Origin of the sequence: Streptomyces sp. NPDC015346, assembly GCF_043078785.1 — a bacterium.
Classification (GTDB): Bacteria; Actinomycetota; Actinomycetes; order Streptomycetales; family Streptomycetaceae; genus Streptomyces.
In genome coordinates this window covers 107,160-127,075 of sequence record NZ_JBIBTW010000010.1, presented here as the reverse complement: position 1 = coordinate 127,075, position 19,916 = coordinate 107,160, and the positions used below count along the sequence as shown (strand labels likewise).

At 72.4% G+C, this 19,916-nt stretch carries 12 protein-coding genes and 1 tRNA gene; 1 reads left to right on the top strand and 12 read right to left on the bottom strand.

Features of this window, described 5'->3' with window-relative positions:
- Nucleotides 1–385 precede the first annotated feature (385 nt).
- The 11 genes from ACF06X_RS30585 to bldG all read right to left on the bottom strand — a co-directional run bounded on the left by ACF06X_RS30585 (nt 386) and on the right by bldG (nt 16,997).
- Nucleotides 386–459: transfer RNA gene (locus tag ACF06X_RS30585), tRNA-Thr, on the bottom strand.
- Nucleotides 460–555: 96 nt separating this feature from the next.
- A complete protein-coding gene (locus ACF06X_RS30580) occupies nt 556–2,112 on the bottom strand; it encodes an alpha/beta hydrolase (RefSeq protein ID WP_392290541.1) in 1,557 nt (518 codons plus the stop codon).
- Nucleotides 2,113–2,214: 102 nt separating this feature from the next.
- Nucleotides 2,215–3,417, bottom strand: coding sequence for a DNA polymerase III subunit delta' (locus ACF06X_RS30575; RefSeq protein WP_392290540.1), 1,203 nt, complete (start codon nt 3,415–3,417; stop codon nt 2,215–2,217).
- A 113-nt stretch (nt 3,418–3,530) separates the two neighbouring features.
- Entirely contained in the window at nt 3,531–6,887 is a 3,357-nt protein-coding gene (gene tmk, locus ACF06X_RS30570; RefSeq protein WP_392290539.1) for a dTMP kinase, read from the bottom strand.
- Between the two features lie 150 nt (nt 6,888–7,037).
- The gene (gene topA / locus ACF06X_RS30565; protein ID WP_392290538.1) at nt 7,038–9,902 is read right to left on the bottom strand and encodes a type I DNA topoisomerase; all 2,865 of its coding nucleotides are present in this window, start codon (nt 9,900–9,902) and stop codon (nt 7,038–7,040) included.
- A 226-nt stretch (nt 9,903–10,128) separates the two neighbouring features.
- Nucleotides 10,129–10,326, bottom strand: coding sequence for a hypothetical protein (locus ACF06X_RS30560; RefSeq protein WP_392290632.1), 198 nt, complete (start codon nt 10,324–10,326; stop codon nt 10,129–10,131).
- A gap of 563 nt (nt 10,327–10,889) precedes the next feature.
- Nucleotides 10,890–12,446: a methyltransferase gene (locus tag ACF06X_RS30555; protein WP_392290537.1), complete on the bottom strand. Its 1,557-nt coding sequence runs from the start codon at nt 12,444–12,446 to the stop codon at nt 10,890–10,892.
- Nucleotides 12,447–12,560: 114 nt separating this feature from the next.
- Nucleotides 12,561–13,226, bottom strand: coding sequence for a small secreted protein (locus ACF06X_RS30550; RefSeq protein WP_392290536.1), 666 nt, complete (start codon nt 13,224–13,226; stop codon nt 12,561–12,563).
- Nucleotides 13,227–13,424: 198 nt separating this feature from the next.
- Nucleotides 13,425–15,785, bottom strand: a complete 2,361-nt coding sequence (locus ACF06X_RS30545) for a sodium-translocating pyrophosphatase (protein WP_392290535.1) — start codon at nt 15,783–15,785, stop codon at nt 13,425–13,427.
- A 294-nt stretch (nt 15,786–16,079) separates the two neighbouring features.
- Nucleotides 16,080–16,538, bottom strand: a complete 459-nt coding sequence (locus ACF06X_RS30540; protein ID WP_392290534.1) for an ATP-binding protein — start codon at nt 16,536–16,538, stop codon at nt 16,080–16,082.
- A 105-nt stretch (nt 16,539–16,643) separates the two neighbouring features.
- The gene (gene bldG, locus ACF06X_RS30535; RefSeq protein WP_392290533.1) at nt 16,644–16,997 is read right to left on the bottom strand and encodes an anti-sigma factor antagonist BldG; all 354 of its coding nucleotides are present in this window, start codon (nt 16,995–16,997) and stop codon (nt 16,644–16,646) included.
- A gap of 80 nt (nt 16,998–17,077) precedes the next feature.
- Between bldG and ACF06X_RS30530 the strand changes: the two genes are divergently transcribed.
- Complete coding sequence (locus ACF06X_RS30530; RefSeq protein ID WP_392290532.1) at nt 17,078–19,564, top strand: DEAD/DEAH box helicase; 2,487 nt, start codon at nt 17,078–17,080, stop codon at nt 19,562–19,564.
- Here the strand turns inward: ACF06X_RS30530 and ACF06X_RS30525 are convergent.
- Nucleotides 19,497–19,847, bottom strand: a complete 351-nt coding sequence (locus ACF06X_RS30525; protein WP_392290531.1) for an Rv3654c family TadE-like protein — start codon at nt 19,845–19,847, stop codon at nt 19,497–19,499. The genes ACF06X_RS30530 and ACF06X_RS30525 overlap by 68 nt on opposite strands.
- Nucleotides 19,848–19,916: the final 69 nt, after the last annotated feature.

Below are 19,916 nucleotides of genomic sequence, written 5' to 3'. Positions count from 1 at the left end.
GTCGTCGCCCCGCTTCTTCCTGTTTCTGCGTTCCGCACGCGCTGCCTGTTACACCGCCGCCCGCGATGACGCGCATGGCTGCCTATTCACGTACTTACGCAGGCACTTCCGCAGATGTTCGCGCACGAGGGCCCATTTGGGGAGGGAAGGAAAGGGGTCGTTCCGGGCGCCGAAACGGCCCCTGCGGCCCAGTTGTGCGCGATTCGTGAGCAAGCCATGATGGCGGCAAGTACGCGCCCTCATAAGGGTGTCGGTCTCGCGACCGTTTCCGTCCGCCGCGAGCGTCCGTGTCCAGAGTGCGCGGTCGCCGACGTGGGTCGCCCGAAAGATCCCGAAAAAAGCAAAAGCCCCAGGTCACGGCGAGTGAGTCCTGAGGCTTCTACAGAGCCGCCTTCGGGATTCGAACCCGAGACCTACGCATTACGAGTGCGTTGCTCTGGCCAACTGAGCTAAGGCGGCATGCCGTGCGGTCCCATGGTGGGTGCAGCAGCGACGCCAAGTCTACACAGTTTCCTGGGGTGCTCCTGACCACCCTCGGGGTGGCCGCGCCACCCCTCACGTGCAGCGCTTGCCGTCCCGGGGGACGGTGCCCTCGAGGAGGTAGGTGTTGATCGCGGTGTCGACGCAGTCGCTGCCGCGGCCGTACGCCGTGTGTCCGTCGCCCTCGTAGGTCAGCAGGCTTCCGGAGGCCAGCTGCTCGGCCAGGGACCGGGCCCACTTGTAGGGGGTGGCCGGGTCGCGGGTGGTGCCGACGACGACGATCGGGGCGGCGCCCTCGGCGGTGATGCGGTGGGGGCGGCCGGTCGCGGGGGTCGGCCAGTAGGCGCAGTTCAGGGCGGCCCAGGCCAGGCCCTCACCGAAGACCGGGGACGCCTTCTCGAAGGAGGACACCGCCCTCTCGGCGTCGGCGGGGCCGGCGAAGGCGGGTGGGGAGTCCAGGCAGTTCACGGCCGCGTTGGCGAACATCAGGTTCGCGTACGTGCCGTCCGGCTCGCGCTCGTAGTAGCTGTCGGCCAGGGCGAGCAGGCCCGAGCCCTCGCCGCCCATCGCCCGCGTCAGCGCCTCGCGCAGCTGCGGCCAGGCGCCCTCGTCGTACATCGCGGCGATCACGCCGGTCGTGGCCAGGGACTCCCCCAGCTCGCGGCTGTCGCCGGTCGGCACCGGCCTGGCGTCGACGTCACGGAAGAAGGTCTTCATCTTCTCGGTGGCCGCGGCGACCGATTCCGTGCCGAGCGGGCAGTCGGTCTTCTTCACGCAGTCCGCCGCGAAGGCCCGGAAAGCGGTCTCGAAGCCGGCCGTCTGGTCGCGGTTGAGGTCGGCCGCCTTCAGGGACGGGTCCATCGCCCCGTCGAGGACGAGCCGTCCGACCCGGCCGGGGAACAGCTCGGCGTAGGTCGCGCCGAGGAAGGTGCCGTACGACGCCCCCACGTAGTTCAGCTTCTCGTCGCCGAGCACCGCCCGCAGGATGTCCATGTCCCGGGCGGTCTCCACGGTGGAGACGTGCGGCAGGATCTTCGCGGAGCGCTTCTCGCAGCCCTCCGCGAACTCCTTGAAGGAGGTGCTGAGCAGCTCCTTCTCGCGCGCGTCGTCCGGCGTCTGGTCGACCTGGGTGTACGCGTCCATCTGCGGGCCGGTCAGACACTCGACGGGCTCGCTGCGGGCCACTCCGCGGGGGTCGACGGCCACCATGTCGTAGCGGGCCCGGACCGGGGCGGGGTAGCCGATGCCCGCGTACCCCTGGAGATAACCGACGGCGGAGCCGCCGGGGCCGCCCGGGTTGACCAGGAGCGAGCCGACGCGCTTGCCCGGGCCTGTGGCCTTGATCCGGGAGACGGCCAGCCGGATCTCCTCGGCGTCCGGCTTCGCGTAGTCGAGCGGCGCGCGCAGCGTGGCGCATTCGAACTTCGGGACACCGCAGTCGCGCCAGGCGAGCTTCTGCCCGTAGAAGTCGCGCAGGGCGGGATCGGGCGTCGCGGCCGTCGCGACGGCCGCCGTCGTCGTCCTCGCAGCGGACGGCCCCGCGGCGCCACTCCCGCCCGTGCAGCCGGAGAGGATCAGCCCGGCGGCCGCGAGGGCCGTGGCAGACATACGGAGCAAGCGCCTGGAGTCCATTCCCGGAGCGTATCCGTACCAGTACGTACGGTGTCCAATCGGTACCCGCGCCTGTGGACAACCGCCGTCCGCGCCTCCTCGGCCAAGGCTCATCGGACAGCCCTAGTCACGCAGGGCCATGGTCATCGCCTCCACCGCCAGCAGCGGGGCGACATTGCGGTCTAGGGCCTCGCGGCAGGCGAGCACCGCCTCGATCCGGCGCAGGGTCCGCTCCGGGGTGGTGTCCCGGGCGATCCGCTCCACCGAGTCCCGTACGTCCTCGTTGGCGAGCGCCGTCCGCGCGCGCAGCTGGAGGGTCAGCACATCGCGGTAGAAGGCGGTCAGGTCGGTGAGGGCGAGGTCCAGGCTGTCGCGCTGCGTACGCGTCTTGCGCCGCTTCTGCCGCTCCTCCAGGTCCTTCATCACTCCCGCCGTGCCGCGCGGCATCCGCCCGCCCTGACCCCCGCCGAGGGCCGCCTTCATCTCCTCGGTCTCCTTGACGTCGACCTCCTCGGCGACCTGCTTGGCGTCCTCACCCGCGGCGTCGATCAGCTCCTGCGCCGCCCTGAGGCAGCCGCCGACGTCGTCGACCCGCAGCGGCAGCTTCAGCACGACCGCCCGGCGGGCGCGGGCCCCCTCGTCCGTGGCCAGCCGCCGGGCGCGGTCGATGTGGCCCTGGGTGGCGCGGGCGGCCGCCGCGGCGATCTGGGGATCGATGCCGTCCCGCCGTACGAGCACGTCGGCGACCGCCTCCACCGGGGGCGTCCGCAGTGTCAGGTGGCGGCATCGGGAGCGGATGGTCGGCAGGACGTCCTCCAGGGAGGGCGCGCAGAGCAGCCAGACCGTGCGAGGGGCGGGTTCTTCGACCGCCTTCAGCAGGACGTTCCCCGCGCCCTCGGTGAGCCGGTCGGCGTCCTCCATGACGATCACCTGCCAGCGGCCGCCGGCGGGCGAGAGCTGGGCGCGCCGGACGAGCTCGCGGGTCTCCTTCACACCGATGGAGAGCAGATCCGTGCGGATGATCTCGACATCGGCGTGCGTCCCGACGAGGGAGGTGTGGCAGCCGTCGCAGAACCCGCAGCCCGGCACTCCGCCCAGCGCCCGGTCCGGGCTCACGCACTGCAGCGCGGCGGCGAAAGCCCGCGCGGCGGTCGCCCGGCCGGAGCCGGGCGGGCCGGTGAAGAGCCAGGCGTGGGTCATGCTGGACGCGTCGGGATCGGGGCCGCCGGCCGCGTGGGTGGTCACGAGCGCGTCGGCGTCCCGCGCGGCGGCGGCGAGCTGCTCCGCGACCCGCTCCTGTCCGACCAGGTCGTCCCATACGGCCATGTGCCCTCCTCAGGTACGCCCTCCATTGTGGAGCACCTGACTGACACCCCCGACTGGGCCGCCGTCCGGACCGCCGGCCGGGCCCGCCAGCCGGGCCGGCTGGCGGGCCCGGCCTAACGGCGGCGGCGCCGGCCGTCCTCGTCGTCGTGCGGGCCGAGCAGTTCGTCCGCCAGGCTCGGGAGGTCGTCGAGCGGGGTCTCCTCCGCCCAGTCGGACCGGCGCCGCGGGCGGCCCTGCTCGTCGAGCTGGGGCAGCTCCCGCGTCCGGTCGGCGGACCCGTCGGACTGCTCGTCGCGGAAGAAGCCCGGCGGCACCCGGTCGACCGGATCGGTGTTCCGTACGGGCGGCAGCACGGCGGTCTCGTCGGCGTCCCGCACCGGCGGCAGCACGGCGGTCTCGTCCGCGTCGCGCACCGGCCGCAGAACCGTCGTCTCCTCCTCGGGGCGGACATCATCCGGGGAGACGACCGGCGTGGAGACGGTGATCTCGTTCGGCGAGAACCTCGGTACGGTCTGCGTCACGTCGTTCGGCCGGACCACCCGCTCCGCGTTCTCCGCGTCTGCCGCGCTCGAACCGCTCGTACCGCTCGTACCGCTCGTACCGCTCGTACCCGAAGCGTCCGTGCCGCCCTTCCCCGTCCCGGGCCGGATGTCCTCCGGCTTCACGATCGGCGTCGGAACGGTGATCTCGTTCGCCGAGACCCCCGCCGCCCCCGCTGCCCGGGACGCCTCCGCGGCCCGCTCGGCTTCCGCCGCCCGTACGGCCTCCGCGGCCCTGGCCGCCTCGGCGGCCCGCTCGGCCTCCGCGGCACGCGCCTCGGCGGCGGCCTTCGCGGCGGCGGTCTCCCGAGCGGCCTGCTCCTCGGCCCGCCGACGCGACTCCTCCTCGGCCTTCCGTGCCGCCTCCTCAGCGGACTTCGCCGCCGCGGCCTCGGCCAGCCGGCGCGCCTCCTCGGCCCGCAGCAGCGCCTCCTCGGCCTTGCGCTGCTTCTCGCGGCGGCGCTCCTCCGCCTCCGCCCGCAGCCGGGCCTCTTCCTCGGCCTGCCTGCGGAGCCGTTCCTGCTCCTCGCGACGGGCCTTCTCCTCGGCCTCGCGCCGCTTGCGCTCCTCCTCGGCCGCCAGCCGGGCCTCCTCGGCCCGGCGACGCGCCTCCGCCGCCTGCCGTTCGGCCTCGCGCTGCCGCGCTTCCTCCTCCTCGCGGCGCCTGCGCTCCTCCTCCTCGGCACGGAGCCTGGCGAGCTGCGCCTGGCGCTCACGCTCCAGGCGCTCCTCCTCCGCCTTGCGCGCGGCCTCCTCCTCGGCCCGTCGCCGCGCCTCTTCCTCAGCCTTCCGGCGCGCCTCCTCCTGGGCCTTCACCTCGGCCTCGGACAGCGGAAGCATCCGGTCGAGCCGGTGGCGTACGACGGTGGTCACGGCCTCCGGGTCCTGACCGGCGTCGACGACCAGGTAGCGGCCCGGGTCGCCGGCGGCGAGCGCGAGGAAACCGGCCCGCACGCGCGCGTGGAACTCCGGCGGCTCCGACTCCAGCCGGTCCGGGGCCTCGGTGAACCGTTCCCGCGCGGTCTCCGGCGCGACGTCGAGCAGCACGGTCAGGTGCGGGACGAGACCACCCGTGGCCCAGCGGTTGATCCGGGCGATCTCGGTCGGGGAGAGGTCGCGTCCGGCGCCCTGGTAGGCCACGGACGAGTCGATGTACCGGTCCGAGATGACCACCGCGCCGCGCTCCAGGGCGGGCTTGACCAGGGAGTCGACGTGCTCGGCGCGGTCGGCGGCGTACAGCAGCGCCTCGGCGCGGTTCGAGAGTCCGGCCGAGGAGACGTCCAGCAGGATCGAGCGCAGCCGCTTGCCGATCGGGGTCGCACCGGGCTCGCGGGTGACGACGACCTCGTGGCCCTTGGCGCGGATCCACTCCGCGAGCGCCTCCGCCTGCGTGGACTTGCCGGCGCCGTCGCCGCCCTCCAGGGCGATGAAGAAGCCGGTCGCGGCGGGCGCCTGGACGGGGTCGGCGCCGCGCAGCGCGTCGCGCAGGTCGCGGCGCAGCGGTACGCCCGCCCGGTCGTCGGTCTTGGCGAGGACGAGGGCGGCGACCGGCAGCAGCAGCGCGCCGACGAGCATCAGCGTGAAGGCGGCGCCGCCGTGGGCGAAGACGAAGCTGCCGGAGGCGAGGCGGTGCGGCCCTATGGCTGCGGCGAGCAGCGGGGCGCCCAGCGCGCCGAGCGCCATGGCGACCCGGGCGACGGCCTGCAGGTGCTCGGTGACCCGGTGACGGCGGGCCTCCTCGGTCTCCTGGTCGATGAGGGTGTGGCCGGTGTTGGCGGCGACACCGCCCGCGTATCCGGCGAGGACGGCGAGGAAGAGGACCGTCGCCGTGTCGGGCACCAGACCCATCGCGAGCAGCGCGATGCCGGTGAGGGTGATCGCGAGGGCGAGGAGCCGGCGGCGGGAGAGCGCGGTCAGCACGGATCCGGCCGTGCGGATGCCGACGCCGGTGGCGCCGCTGAGCGCGAGGATCAGCAGCGCGAAGGTGACGGGCCCGCCGCCGAGGTCGTGGGCGTGCAACACGGCGACCGCCGCGGCGGCGGTGACGGCCGCGGCGACGGTTGCGCAGGCGAGGACGAGCAGCGGGAGGACTCCCGTACGGCCCTTCTCCGCCGAGGGACGGCGCAGGCCCTCCAGGGGCGAGCGCGGCCTCGGCGTCTGCCCGCCGGGCAGCTCGACGGCGTACAGGACTGCGAGGGACGCGGCGAACAGACCGGCGGCGACGTACGCGCCGAGGGCGGCCTGGTGCAGCGAGAACCAGTCGATGCCGGTGCCGAGGAGGTTGCCGACCAGCGTGGCGACGAGCAGCACGGCGGCTGCTGCCGGGACCGCGAGGAATCCCGTGCGCAGGGAGAGCCGGCGCAGGGCGTCCAGGTGGTCGGGCAGGGGACGCACGCTGGCGCCCTCCAGCGGCGGGGCGGGCAGCAGCGCGGGGGCGGCGCCCTCCCGTGCGACGGTCCACAGGCGCTCGGCCGCGCCCGTGACGAAGACGGTGCCGAGCAGGAACCACAGGGCGTTGTCCGGGGTCCAGTCGATCCACAGCGGCGCGACCACGAGGAGCGCGAGCCGCAGCCCGTCCGATCCGATCATGGTCCAGCGCCGGTCGAGCGGGCCGCCGGGCCCGGTCAGCACGGTGAGCGGACCGAGGAGGACGGCGCCGAAGAGCAGGGAGGCCAGGAGTCGTGCGCCGATCACGGCGGCGACGGCGAACGCCGCGCCCCGGTAACCGCCCCCGAGGGCTCCCTCGGACACGGCGGTCTGGTACCCCAGCAACACCAGGACGAGGAGGGCGAGCGCGTCCCCCGTCCCGCCGACGAACTGCGCGCTCCACAACCGTCGAAGGGGCTGATGGCGCAGGAGCGCGCGGACGGCGCGCTCGCGGGAGTCGGCGACAAGGGCGGCATCGGACTCTGGCTGCTCTGCTCGCGTCATCCGTCCACCCTATCCGGACCCCTTCACTCACCGTGGCCTCCACCCGAACAAACGTCGGGGGCGGAGGCAATCGCCTCCGCCCCGTCTGCCCTGGCTTCCCGGGACTACTCCGGCCACTGCGGCTCGGCCGCCGCCGCAGGACCGCCCCCGCTACTCCGGCTTGGCCGCCGCCGTCTTCTTGGCGGCCGTCTTCTTCGCCGTCGTCGTCTTCTTCGCGGCGGTCGACTTCGCGGCGGTCGACTTGGCCGCCGTCTTCTTGGCGGCGGTCGTCTTGGTCGCGGTCGTCTTCTTCGCGGCGGTCTTCTTCGCCGTGGTCTTCTTCGCAGGCGCCTTCTTGGCCGTCTTCTTCGCCGGCGTCTTCGCCCGCTTCTCGGCCAGCAGCTCGAACCCGCGTTCCGGCGTGATCGTCTCCACGCTGTCCCCGGTCCGCAGGGTCGCGTTCGTCTCGCCGTCGGTCACGTACGGGCCGAAGCGACCGTCCTTCACGACCACCGGCTTCTCGCTGACCGGGTCGACGCCCAGCTCCTTCAGCGGCGGCTTGGCCGCCGCCCGCCCACGCTGCTTGGGCTGCGCGTAGATCGCGAGCGCCTCCTCCAGCGTGATCGTGAAGAGCTGCTCCTCGTCCGTCAAAGACCGCGAGTCCGTGCCCTTCTTCAGGTACGGGCCGTAGCGGCCGTTCTGCGCGGTGATCTCGACGCCCTCCGCGTCGGTGCCCACCACGCGCGGCAGGGACATCAGCTTGAGCGCGTCGTCCAGGGTCACCGTGTCGAGCGACATCGACTTGAAGAGCGAGGCCGTCCGCGGCTTCACCGCGTTCTTGCCGGTCTTCGGGGTGTCCTCGGGCAGGATCTCGGTGACGTACGGGCCGTACCGGCCGTCCTTGGCCACGATCTGGTGGCCGGTGACCGGGTCGACACCCAGCTCGAAGTCGCCGCTCGGCTTGGCCAGCAGCTCCTCGGCGTACTCGACGGTCAGCTCGTCGGGGGCGAGGTCCTCGGGGACGTCGGCGCGCTGATGGCCCTCGGCGTCCTTCTCACCACGCTCGACGTACGGGCCGTAGCGGCCGACGCGCAGCATGATGCCGTCGCCGACCGGGAAGGAGGAGATCTCCCGGGCGTCGATCGCGCCCAGGTCGGTCACCAGCTCCTTGAGCCCGCCGAGGTGGTCGCCGTCGCCGTTCCCGGCGTCGGCGGCGCCGCCGGACGCGCCCTCCGCGCCGCGCTCACCGAAGTAGAAGCGCTTCAGCCACGGCACGGCCTGCGCCTCGCCGCGCGCGATGCGGTCGAGGTCGTCCTCCATCCTGGCGGTGAAGTCGTAGTCGACGAGCCTGCCGAAGTGCTTCTCCAGCAGGTTGACGACGGCGAAGGAGAGGAACGACGGCACGAGCGCCGTCCCCTTCTTGAAGACGTAGCCGCGGTCCAGGATCGTGCCGATGATCGACGCGTACGTCGACGGGCGGCCGATCTCGCGCTCTTCCAGCTCCTTGACCAGCGAGGCCTCGGTGTAGCGGGCCGGCGGCTTGGTCGCGTGGCCATCGACGCTGATCTCCTCGGCGGAGAGCGCGTCGCCCTCGGCGACCTGCGGCAGCCGGCGCTCACGGTCGTCGAGCTCGGCGTTGGGGTCGTCGGCCCCCTCCACGTACGCCTTCATGAAGCCGTGGAAGGTGATCGTCTTGCCGGAGGCGCTGAACTCCACGTCCCGGCCGTCCGCCGCCGTGCCGGCGATCTTCACGGTGACCGAGTTACCGGTCGCGTCCTTCATCTGGGAGGCGACGGTCCGCTTCCAGATCAGCTCGTAGAGCCGGAACTGGTCGCCGGTGAGGCCGGTCTCGGCCGGGGTGCGGAAACGATCACCCGAAGGGCGAATCGCCTCGTGCGCCTCCTGCGCGTTCTTGACCTTGCCGGCGTAGACCCGCGGCTTCTCCGGCAGGTAGTCGGCGCCGTACAGCTGCGTGACCTGCGCCCGGGCCGCCGCGACGGCGGTGTCGGACAGGATCGTCGAGTCCGTACGCATGTACGTGATGAAGCCGTTCTCGTACAGCTTCTGGGCGACCTGCATGGTCGCCTTCGCGCCGAAGCCCAGCTTCCGGCTCGCCTCCTGCTGGAGGGTCGTGGTCCGGAACGGGGCGTACGGCGAGCGGCGGTAAGGCTTGGACTCGACCGAGCGGACGGCGAACGAGGTATCGGCGAGCGAGGCGGCGAGCGCCCGCGCCTTCTCCTCGTCGAGGTGGAGCACGTTCTGCGTCTTCAGCTGTCCGTCGGATCCGAAGTCCCGGCCCTGGGCGACCCGGCTGCCGTCGACGGCCGCGAGGCGCGCGACCAGCGAGGACGGGTCGGAGGGGTCACCGGCGCGGCCGGTGGAGAAGGTGCCGGTCAGGTCCCAGTACTCGGCGGAGCGGAAGGCGATGCGCTCGCGCTCACGCTCGACGACGAGCCGGGTGGCGACGGACTGGACGCGGCCGGCGGAGAGGCCGCGCATGACCTTCTTCCACAGGACCGGCGAGACCTCGTATCCGTAGAGCCGGTCGAGGATGCGGCGGGTCTCCTGTGCGTCGACCATGCGCTGGTTCAGCTCGCGCGGGTTGGCGACGGCGGCCTGGATCGCGTCCTTGGTGATCTCGTGGAAGACCATCCGGTGGACGGGGACCTTGGGCTTCAGGACTTCGAGGAGGTGCCACGCGATGGCCTCGCCCTCGCGGTCCTCATCGGTGGCGAGGAAGAGCTCGTCGACTCCGGCCAGCTGCTCCTTGAGCTTCCTGACCTGCGCCTTCTTGTCGGCGTTGACGACATAGATGGGCTGGAAGTCGTGCTCGACGTCGACACCGAGACGGCGCACCTCGCCGGTGTACTTCTCGGGCACCTCGGCGGCGCCGCTGGGGAGGTCGCGGATGTGCCCGACGCTCGCCTCGACGACATAGCCGGGGCCGAGGTAGCCCTTGATCGTCTTCGCCTTGGCAGGCGACTCGACGATGACGAGTCGGCGGCCGCCCTGTGCGGTCTCGCTGGTCGGGGACAACTTCGCTCTTCTCTCCGGTCGACGCTCGGTGGCACGTACGGCGCTGGCACGTGCGGCAGCGGCACGTGCGGTGACGCTGCCGTCGCTGCGGAGTGTGACGGTACAACCCGCCCCCGTGTCAAACGGCAAAAGCCCGCAACGGCCACTCGAACGGTAACCCGAGTCCTGGCATTCCTGCCGCCCGGACCTCCCCTCGGGCGGGGCGAGGGGGTGCGCGGCGCACTCGTCAGAGCCGTCCGAAGCACCAGACGCCGAGAAGGAGGAAGACGGCGCCGAAGATCGTCGACAGGGCGATCGCGGCTCCCGGGGCGACTCCGTACGCGATCGGTCGGCGGTGGGCCGCCCGCACCCCGGTCCACAGCAGCAGCGCGGCCCCGAACAGCGCGAACGCCGTCCCGGCGAAGATCGCGGGCCCGCTCTCCATGTCCGTACCCCGTTCGTCCGTCGTGCACCGGTCGTCCCTGCCGCAGAGGCTGGCACCTCCCGGCGTCATGGACGCGAATTCCGGGTGAACGGCGCGGAGACTCCCGCACGGGTTCACGAAGATGGCCGGTACTCACCCGCCACCGCCCCCCTCGTCGTTTGCGTCACATCACGCCGAGGGAGTCCCGGCGCCGGTTAGCGCCCCGCAGGAGGCGGAAGCCGCGGGCACGGCGTTGCCGACGAGGTGGGAGCGGTCGTCGGCGGCGCCGGGTTCCCGCCCGAGGCAGACGGAGAAAGACGAAGGAGAAGACCTGCGGCGACGGCCCGACCAGCGGTGTTCCGATGAACGGGGGTGGGGTCTTCCGGTCGGACAGGACCCGCGGGGAGAGAACTCCGCCGGCCGCGACGAGCCAGTCGGAGGCAGAGAAACGGAACATCGCCGGTGGCCTCTCGGACGAGGCCGAGTACGGCGCCCGACGCGTACCCGCCATCCGACGCGTACCCGCCGCCGGGCGCGTACCGGCCGCCCGGCGCAACGGCGCCGGGCAGCGGACCGAGCTCGGATCAGCCCTCCAGGATCTCTCCGGCCGGGAGCAGGAAGCCCTCCTCGACGAGGAGCCGGATCGCCTGCGGGGTGCGGTCCCGCAGCAGCACCGGGTCCTCGCCCGTCAACTGGCCGATCGCGTCGAGAATGCGCCCCGCGCTGAGCGACCCGTCGCACACGCCCGCGAACCCGGCCCCGACGTGGTCCACCTTGGTGGCGCGCCGCATGCCACGGTTCTGCCGCAGCACCACATGCTCGGGGTCCTCGGCGCCGGGCAGGCCGACCTGCTCCTGCATCACCTCGGGGGCGAGGACGAAGTGCTCGGCGAGCAGGGCCGCGTCGTCGTGCGCCCGCAGATAGTCCTGGCGCTCGAAGTGGGCCCGTACGGTGTCGCCCAGCGGGTGCTCGACCGGGTGGGGCCACTCCTCGATCAGGATCGACGGCTCGAACGCGCCGGAGACGACGGCCGGGTTCCTGCGCAGGGTGATCCAGCCGAAGCCGACGGCCTTGGTGCCGCGCGCCTCGAACTCGTCGAGCCACGCCTCGTACCGCTCGGCGTACCGCCGCGGGTCCTCGCGGTGGTCGCCGCTGTCCCGGAGCCACAACTCGGCGTACTGGGTGATGTCCTGGACCTCGCGCTGCACGATCCAGGCGTCGCAGCCGCGCGGCACCCAGGAGCGGAGCCGGTCCTGCCACTCCTCGCCCTCGACGTGCTGCCAGTTGGCGAGGAACTGGGCGTACCCGCCGTCGTTGAGCCGCTCCCCGGCCTCCTGCACGAGCGTGCGGCAGAGGTCGTCGCCGCCCATCCCGCCGTCGCGGTAGGTGAGCCGGGCGCCGGGGGAGATGACGAACGGCGGGTTGGAGACGATCAGGTCGTACGTGTCGCCGTCGACCGGCTCGAAGAGGGAGCCCTGGAGCAGCTCGGCCTCGCGGGCCCCGGAGAGGGCGAGCGTGAGTCGGGTGAAGCCGAGCGCGCGGGGGTTCAGGTCCGTCGCGGTCACCAGGGTGGCGTGCTGGGCGGCGTGCAGGGCCTGGATGCCGGAGCCGGTGCCGAGGTCGAGCGCGGAGGCCACGGGCGTACGGACGGTGATGCCGGCGAGCGTGGTGGACGCCCCGCCGACGCCGAGGACGACGCCTTCGTCCTTCTTGCCGATGCCGCCGGCTCCGCCGACGGCGCAGCCGAGGTCGGAGACGATGAACCAGTCCTGGCCCTCGGGTCCGCCGTACGGCCGTACGTCGACGGTCGCCCGGATCTCGCGGTCCGACTGCTCCGACTCCTCCGACTCCTCGATCCAGCCGTCGGCCAGGGCCTCCTCGAGCGGCAGCGCCGCGGCGGCGCGCTCGGCGGGGACGGCCCCTTGGAGGAGGAAGAGCCGTACGAGCGTCTCCAGCGGGGAGTCGCCGCGGGTGGCCCGCAGGGCGGGCACGGTCTCGCTGCGGGCGAGGGCCGCGTAGGCGGGGGCGCCGAGGAGCTCGAGCAGGCCGTCGGCGGTGAAGTCGGCGGCGAGCAGGGCTTCGCGGAGGCGGGCGGCGTGCGCGGGCGCCGGAAGGGCGGCGGTCAGGCTGGTCGTACTCACCACTCCATTGTGACCGCCGCCACCGACATCGCCCCGGGCGCCCCGCCCGGACGCGTCCGCGCGTCCACCGGGCGCCGACGGGCGCTACGGCGCGCTACCCGGCGCCATTCGGCGCTATTCGGCCTTCTTCTTGCTCGGGCTCGCGGAGGCCGAGGGCTTGCTGTCCGCGGGCTGCTTCTCCGAGGGCTTGGACGACGGCGTCGAGCCGCCCCTCGGCGAGGCCGGGCTCGGCGCGACCGAAGGCGTCGCCTTCTGGCACCCCGGCTGCTTCGCCATCGCCCGGCCCAGTTCACCGGACTGCAGCTTGGCCAGCGCGTCCTGGTCCATCTTCTCGATCTTCTTCAGGCCGTCGGCGACGCCCTGCAGACCGTCCGCGAATTTCTGCTGGTTGCCCGGGTCGAGCGCGTCGACCTGCTTCTTCAGCCCCTCGTACGCCACGGCCGTGGAGTTGAGCTCCCTGACCGCGTCCTGCTGGATCTTCTCGCCGTTGTCGACGGGCGGCGCTCCGGCTCCCTGGATGGCCTTGGCCAGCGCCCGGTCCGCGTCGGCGATGTCCTGGAAGGCCTTCGAGTCGGCGGCCTGGATGTCGGCCGGCTTCCCGTCAGCGGCCGTCGAGATGATGAGCTGTTGGGCGTTGGCCCGCTTCTGGATCTGTGGCTTCGCCTGGTCGCAGACCGTCTTGGCCCAGTCGTTTACCTTGTCGCCGTCGTCGCCGCACCCGGACAGCGCGAGCACGAGTACCGCGCCGCCGGACAGTGCGGCCGCAAGCTTCTTGTTCACCGGATCGGTCCCTTCCAAGGCTCTCGGCCCCGGAACATACACGCCGAGCGGGCGACATCCACCTTTCGTGCGACCGGTTCATCCCTTATTGCAGCCATTCGCACCAGGGAGAGACACCTCACGCTCCCCGCGAACGGGCGCGCCCGACGGGCGGACGGCACGTCAACACGTGCCGCCCGCCCGCACCCTGAGCGGGTGTTACGAAGCCACCGGCGCGCCCGACGAGGTGCCGGACCGTTCGTTGGAGTCGTCTTCGTCGCCCACGGCCACCGAACGCCGCTTGGAGACGTAGACCGCGCCGACGACGACCACGATCGCGAAGGCCGCGATCGCCGCCCGCAGCCCGGGGCTGGTGTCGTCGCCGAAACTGAACTGCACCACGGCGGGCGCGATCAGCAGGGCGACCAGGTTCATCACCTTCAGCAGCGGGTTGATGGCCGGTCCCGCGGTGTCCTTGAACGGGTCGCCGACGGTGTCGCCGATGACGGTCGCGGCATGGGCGTCGCTGCCCTTGCCGCCGTGGTGGCCGTCCTCGACGAGTTTCTTGGCGTTGTCCCACGCCCCGCCGGAGTTGGCGAGGAAGACCGCCATCAACGCGCCCGTGCCGATGGCTCCGGCAAGGTACGCGCCGAGTGCCCCGACGCCGAGCGAGAAGCCGACCGCGATCGGTGCCATGACGGCGAGCAGGCCGGGCGTGGCGAGTTCGCGCAGCGCGTCCTTGGTGCAGATGTCGACGACGCGCCCGTACTCGGGTTTCTCGGTGTAGTCCATGATCCCGGGGTGCTCGCGGAACTGCCGCCGCACCTCGTAGACCACCGCGCCCGCCGAGCGCGACACCGCGTTGATCGCGAGGCCCGAGAAGAGGAAGACGACCGCGGCGCCCAGGATCAGCCCGAAGAGGTTGTTGGGCTGGGAGATGTCCATCGAGAGGTTCGCCTCGCCGGCCCTGGCCCCCACGTCGGCGACCGCCGTGGCGATGGCGTCTCGGTACGAGCCGAAGAGCGCCGCCGCCGCCAGGACGGCGGTGGCGATGGCGATGCCCTTGGTGATGGCCTTGGTGGTGTTGCCGACGGCGTCGAGGTCGGTGAGGACCTGGGCGCCCGCGCCCTGGACGTCGCCGGACATCTCGGCGATGCCCTGGGCGTTGTCGGAGACCGGTCCGAAGGTGTCCATGGCGACGATCACGCCGACGGTGGTGAGCAGGCCCGTGCCGGCCAGGGCGACCGCGAAGAGCGCCAGCATGATGGAGGTGCCGCCGAGCAGGAACGCCCCGTAGACGCCGAGGCCGATCAGCAGGGCGGTGTAGACGGCGGACTCCAGGCCGACGGAGATGCCCGCGAGGACGACGGTGGCGGGACCGGTGAGGGAGGACTTCCCGATGTCCCTGACCGGGCGCCTGCTGGTCTCGGTGAAGTAGCCGGTGAGCTGCTGGATCAGCGCGGCCAGGACGATGCCGATGGCCACGGCCACCAGGGCGAGGACGCGCGGGTCGCCGCCGTGGGCCTGGATGCCGGGCTCGGTGACGCCCTTGAGGTCGGCGTAGGAGGACGGCAGGTAGGTGTAGACGGCGACGGCGACCAGGGCGAGCGAGATCACCGCGGAGATGAAGAAGCCTCGGTTGATGGCGGTCATTCCGCTGCGGTCGGCGCGCCGCGGGGCGACCGCGAAGATACCGATCATCGCGGTGACCACGCCGATCGCCGGCACGATCAGGGGAAAGGCGAGGCCGAGGTCGCCGAAGGCCGCCTTGCCCAGGATGAGCGCGGCGACGAGCGTGACGGCGTACGACTCGAAGAGGTCGGCGGCCATGCCCGCGCAGTCGCCGACGTTGTCGCCCACGTTGTCGGCGATGGTGGCGGCGTTGCGGGGGTCGTCCTCGGGGATGCCCTGCTCGACCTTGCCGACCAGGTCGGCGCCGACGTCGGCGGCCTTGGTGAAGATGCCGCCGCCGACTCGCATGAACATGGCGATGAGCGCGGCGCCGAGGCCGAAGCCCTCGAGAACCTTGGGCGCGTCGGCGGCGTAGACGAGGACGACGCACGAGGCACCGAGCAGGCCGAGGCCCACGGTGAACATGCCGACCACTCCACCGGTACGGAAAGCGATCTTCATGGCCTTGTGCGAGACGGCCGTCAGGTCTTTCTCCGGTTCGCCGGGCGCCGGTGTGGCCTCCCGGGCCGCGGCGGCCACCCGCACATTCGCCCGGACGGCGAGCCGCATGCCGATGTATCCGGTGGCCGCCGAGAAAAGCGCGCCCACCAGGAAGAAGAGAGAACGTCCCGCGCGCTGCGACCAGTTGTCGGCCGGCAACAACATCAACAGGACGAACACGACGACGGCGAAGATTCCGAGAGTCCGCAACTGACGTGCCAGGTAGGCGTTCGCGCCTTCCTGCACGGCGGCGGCGATCTTCCTCATGGATTCCGTGCCCTGACCGGCGGCCAGCACCTGGCGTACCAGGAGCTGGGCGACGACCAGTGCCGCGAGCGCGATGGCTGCGACGACGATCACGATCACGCGGTTCTCTTCAGTGAGCACCGCGGCTGCAAGACCCGCCATTCGTCCTCCTTGACGTTGCGAGGTCAAGATGTGGACGGATTGTAAGGAGCGGATCCTGATCAAAACAGGGCGCCGCCATCGGAATTCTCTAATACCTCACATGTACCGCCGAAAGCAGTAATGAGGCAAAAGCATTGCCGGACGAATGGCATGATCCGAAGAAATGAAAAGAGGCCCTGCTCGGCAGGGCCTCTTCCATGATCCGATCGCCGGCGCGTGGGCGTCGTGGCGCATCGGGTGGCGATGCATCGGTGATGCGATGTGTGCGTGTGCGATGTGTCGGGGGCGTGTGGGTCAGGGGAGTGCGACGGCCGGCGTCGTCGGCCAGGTCATCCGGATCACTCCGCCCTCCTCGCCCGCTCTCACCTCGACGTCGTCGACGAGTCCGCGGATCACCGCGAGACCCATCTCGTCCTCGCCGTCGGCGTCGTCGAACTCCTCGGCCGGCGCCTCGCCGCGCGCCCCGGGAACACCGACGGCATCGGCCGCCGCCACCCCCGCGCCCGGCACCTCGTCGCCGACCTCGATGGAGAAGGACTTCTCCTCCTCCGTCAGCACGACCCGGACGGGGGTGGTGACCCCGTTGCTGCGGTGCAGACCGACCGCGCGGGAACACGCCTCGCCGACGGCGAGTCTGACCTCGTCGAGGACCGCCTCGTCGACCCCGGCCCTGCGCGCCACCGCGGCCGCCACCAGGCGGGCCGTGCGGACGTGCTCGGGCTGGGCGCTGAAGCGGAGTTCAACGGTGGCCATGCGGTCCCCCTTGGATCGTATGGGTGGGCAGCTCGGAGAACCGGGCGTCACGCCCGGCCCTCCTGGCCCTTCTTCCGACGTCGGCGGCTACCCGCGCGGCCGACTTCAGTCGGTGGCGTTGACGGCCTCTTCGACCGAGGTGTGGATGGGGAACACCTTGGTCAGACCGGTGATCCGGAAAATCTTGAGAATGCGCTCCTGGTTGCAGACCAGGCGCAACGAGCCCTCGTGCGCGCGCACGCGCTTCAGGCCGCCCACCAGCACACCGAGGCCGGTCGAGTCGAGGAAGTCCACGCCCTCCATGTCGACAACCAGGTGGTAGCTGCCGTCGTTCACCAACTCGACCAACTGCTCGCGCAGCTTGGGCGCGGTATACACATCAATCTCGCCACCGACCTCGACGACCGTACGGTCGCCACTCGGGCCGGGCACATTGCGAGTCGACAGGGACAGGTCCACGGATCCTCCAGCACCTTGCTATCGAGCGGTCGCCCCTCAGGTCTCCCCGGCGGAGTCGGGGGGACGGAACGCCAGCCGCGATGGCATTCAATCACTTACCAGCAGCCATGCACGACGCCTTGGGAGCATTGTCCGTCACGCCAGTGACACACTCGGTGCCGATGGCCAAGAATCACCGCCCCAGTCGAACGGCGGGGAACATGGGCGACCGCCCCTCCCCCGCCATGGTTCTCGACCGGCTCTCGTCGGGCGAGAGCCGGGCCGCGCGCATCACTCATACGGAGCACTTGCCCGCCCGGGCGGGTCGCCATGCCGTCTGGCCCCATCGCATCCGGCCGGAAGTGATCGGCGCGATCCAGGCGGCCGGAATCGAGCACCCCTGGGCCCACCAGGCCGAGGCCGCCGAGCTCGCCCTGGACGGCGCGTCCGTGGTGATCGCCACCGGCACCGCCTCGGGCAAGTCGCTGGCCTATCTCGCGCCCGTCCTCAGCACGCTCCTGGACGGCTCGGAGGCCGCGAACGGCCGGGGGGCCACCGCCCTGTACCTCGCGCCCACCAAGGCCCTGGCCGCCGACCAGCGGCGGGCCGTGCGCGAGCTGGCCGCCCCGCTCGGCAACCGGATCCGGCCCGCCGTCTACGACGGCGACACCCCGGTCGAGGAACGCGAATGGGTGCGCCAGTACGCGAACTACGTGCTGACCAACCCCGACATGCTGCACCGGGGCATACTCCCCTCCCACCCCAGGTGGTCCTCCTTCCTGCGCTCCCTGCGCTACGTCGTGATCGACGAGTGCCACACCTACCGCGGCGTCTTCGGCTCCCACGTCGCCCAGGTGCTGCGCCGCCTGCGCCGCGTCTGCGCCCGCTACGGCGCGGATCCCGTCTTCCTCCTCGCCTCCGCCACCTCCGCCGAGCCCGCCCTCGCCGCGGGCCGCCTGACCGGCCTGCCGGTCTCTGAGGTCTCCGACGACGCCTCCCCGCGCGGGGAGCTGGTCTTCGCCCTCTGGGAGCCGCCGCTGACCGAGCTCCAGGGCGAGCAGGGCGCCCCGGTGCGCCGCACGGCCACCGCCGAGACCGCTGACCTGCTGACCGACCTCACCGTCCAGGGCGTCCGCTCGGTCGCCTTCGTCCGCTCCCGGCGCGGGGCCGAACTGATCTCGGTCATCGCCCAGGAACGCCTCGCCCAGGTCGACCGGTCCCTGGCCCGCCGGGTCGCCGCCTACCGCGGCGGCTACCTCCCCGAGGAACGCCGGGCCCTGGAGCGCGCCCTGCACTCCGGTGAGCTCCTCGGTCTGGCCGCCACGACCGCTCTTGAGCTGGGCGTGGACGTCTCGGGCCTGGACGCCGTCGTGATCGCCGGCTACCCGGGCACCCGAGCCTCCCTGTGGCAGCAGGCGGGCCGGGCCGGCCGCTCCGGCGAGGGCGCGCTCGCGATCCTGGTCGCCCGCGACGACCCGCTGGACACCTTCCTGGTCCACCACCCCGAGGCCCTCTTCCAGCAGCCGGTCGAGTCGACCGTCCTGGACCCCGACAACCCCTACGTCCTCGCCCCCCATCTGTGCGCCGCCGCCGCGGAGCTCCCGCTGACCGAGAGCGACCTGGACCTCTTCGGCCCGGCCGTCCCCGAGCTGCTGCCCCAGCTGGAGGCCGCCGGGCTGCTGCGCCGGCGCGCCTCCGGCTGGTACTGGACCCGGCGCGAGCGGGCGGCCGACCTGACCGACATCCGGGGCGGCGGCGGCAACCCGGTCCAGATCGTCGAGGCCGGCACCGGCCGCCTCCTCGGCACGGTCGACGAGGCCGCCTCCCACGCCGCCGTCCACGACGGCGCCGTCCACCTCCACCAGGGCCGCACCTACCTGGTGCGGAACCTGGACCTGAAGGACTCCGTGGCCCTCGTCGAGGAGGCCAGTCCGCCGTACTCCACCACCGCCCGTGACACCACCTCCATCTCCGTCCTGGAGACCGACACCGAGATCCCCTGGGGAGCCGGCCGCCTCTGCTACGGCTCCGTCGAGGTCACCAACCAGGTCGTCTCCTTCCTGCGCCGCCGTCTGATCACCGGCGAGGTACTCGGCGAGACCAAGCTCGACCTGCCGCCCCGCACCCTGCGCACCCGGGCCGTGTGGTGGACGGTCACCGAGGACCAGCTGGACGCCGCGCGGATCAACCCGGAGATCCTCGGGGGCGCGCTGCACGCCGCCGAGCACGCCTCGATCGGCATGCTGCCGCTCTTCGCCACCTGTGACCGCTGGGACATCGGCGGGGTCTCCGTCCCGCTCCACCCCGACACGCTGCTGCCGACCGTCTTCGTCTACGACGGCCATCCGGGCGGCGCGGGCTTCGCCGAGCGGGCCTTCCACACGGCGCGGGAGTGGCTGACGGCCACCCGGGAGGCCATCGCCGCCTGCGAGTGCGAGGCGGGCTGCCCGTCCTGCATCCAGTCCCCCAAGTGCGGCAACGGCAACGACCCGCTCCACAAGCGCGGCGCCGTCCGCCTCCTCACGGAACTGCTGCGAGAGGCCCCCACGGGCCCTGTGGAGGCCCCGCAGGCCCCGCCCGGGCCCTGACCACCGGTCTGTACGGCCCGAGGGTCACCGCCGCCGTCACGTCCGCCACGTCGCCCCGTACGGAGCAGCGGACCAGGACGGCCCCCTGGGCGCCCGCCACCCGGGCCGCCGCCTCGCATGCGCCGCGCTCACCCCACAGGGCACGGTCGGCGGCGGCGAGCGCGGCCAGGTCCGCGGCCCCGCCCGCCCGGTGCCGGGCGGCCACCACCTGCCCGAGGGCGAGCACCGCGCCGAACACCACGCACAGCGCGCAGGCCACGAACGCCGTCCACACCGTCGCCATCCCCCCGTCCCCGGCCCCCGGCCGCGGGAACCGCCGCGTCCGCGACCGCCCCGTTCGTCCGGAGGAGTG

Coding starts and splice junctions, on each gene's coding strand:
- ACF06X_RS30580 (WP_392290541.1), bottom strand. CDS start 2,112: ATGGACTCCAGGCGCTTGCTCCGTATGTCTGCCACGGCCCTCGCGGCC.
- ACF06X_RS30575 (WP_392290540.1), bottom strand. CDS start 3,417: ATGGCCGTATGGGACGACCTGGTCGGACAGGAGCGGGTCGCGGAGCAG.
- tmk (WP_392290539.1), bottom strand. CDS start 6,887: ATGACGCGAGCAGAGCAGCCAGAGTCCGATGCCGCCCTTGTCGCCGAC.
- ACF06X_RS30560 (WP_392290632.1), bottom strand. CDS start 10,326: ATGGAGAGCGGGCCCGCGATCTTCGCCGGGACGGCGTTCGCGCTGTTC.
- ACF06X_RS30545 (WP_392290535.1), bottom strand. CDS start 15,785: ATGGCGGGTCTTGCAGCCGCGGTGCTCACTGAAGAGAACCGCGTGATC.
- ACF06X_RS30540 (WP_392290534.1), bottom strand. CDS start 16,538: ATGGCCACCGTTGAACTCCGCTTCAGCGCCCAGCCCGAGCACGTCCGC.
- ACF06X_RS30530 (WP_392290532.1), top strand. CDS start 17,078: ATGGCATTCAATCACTTACCAGCAGCCATGCACGACGCCTTGGGAGCA.
- ACF06X_RS30525 (WP_392290531.1), bottom strand. CDS start 19,847: ATGGCGACGGTGTGGACGGCGTTCGTGGCCTGCGCGCTGTGCGTGGTG.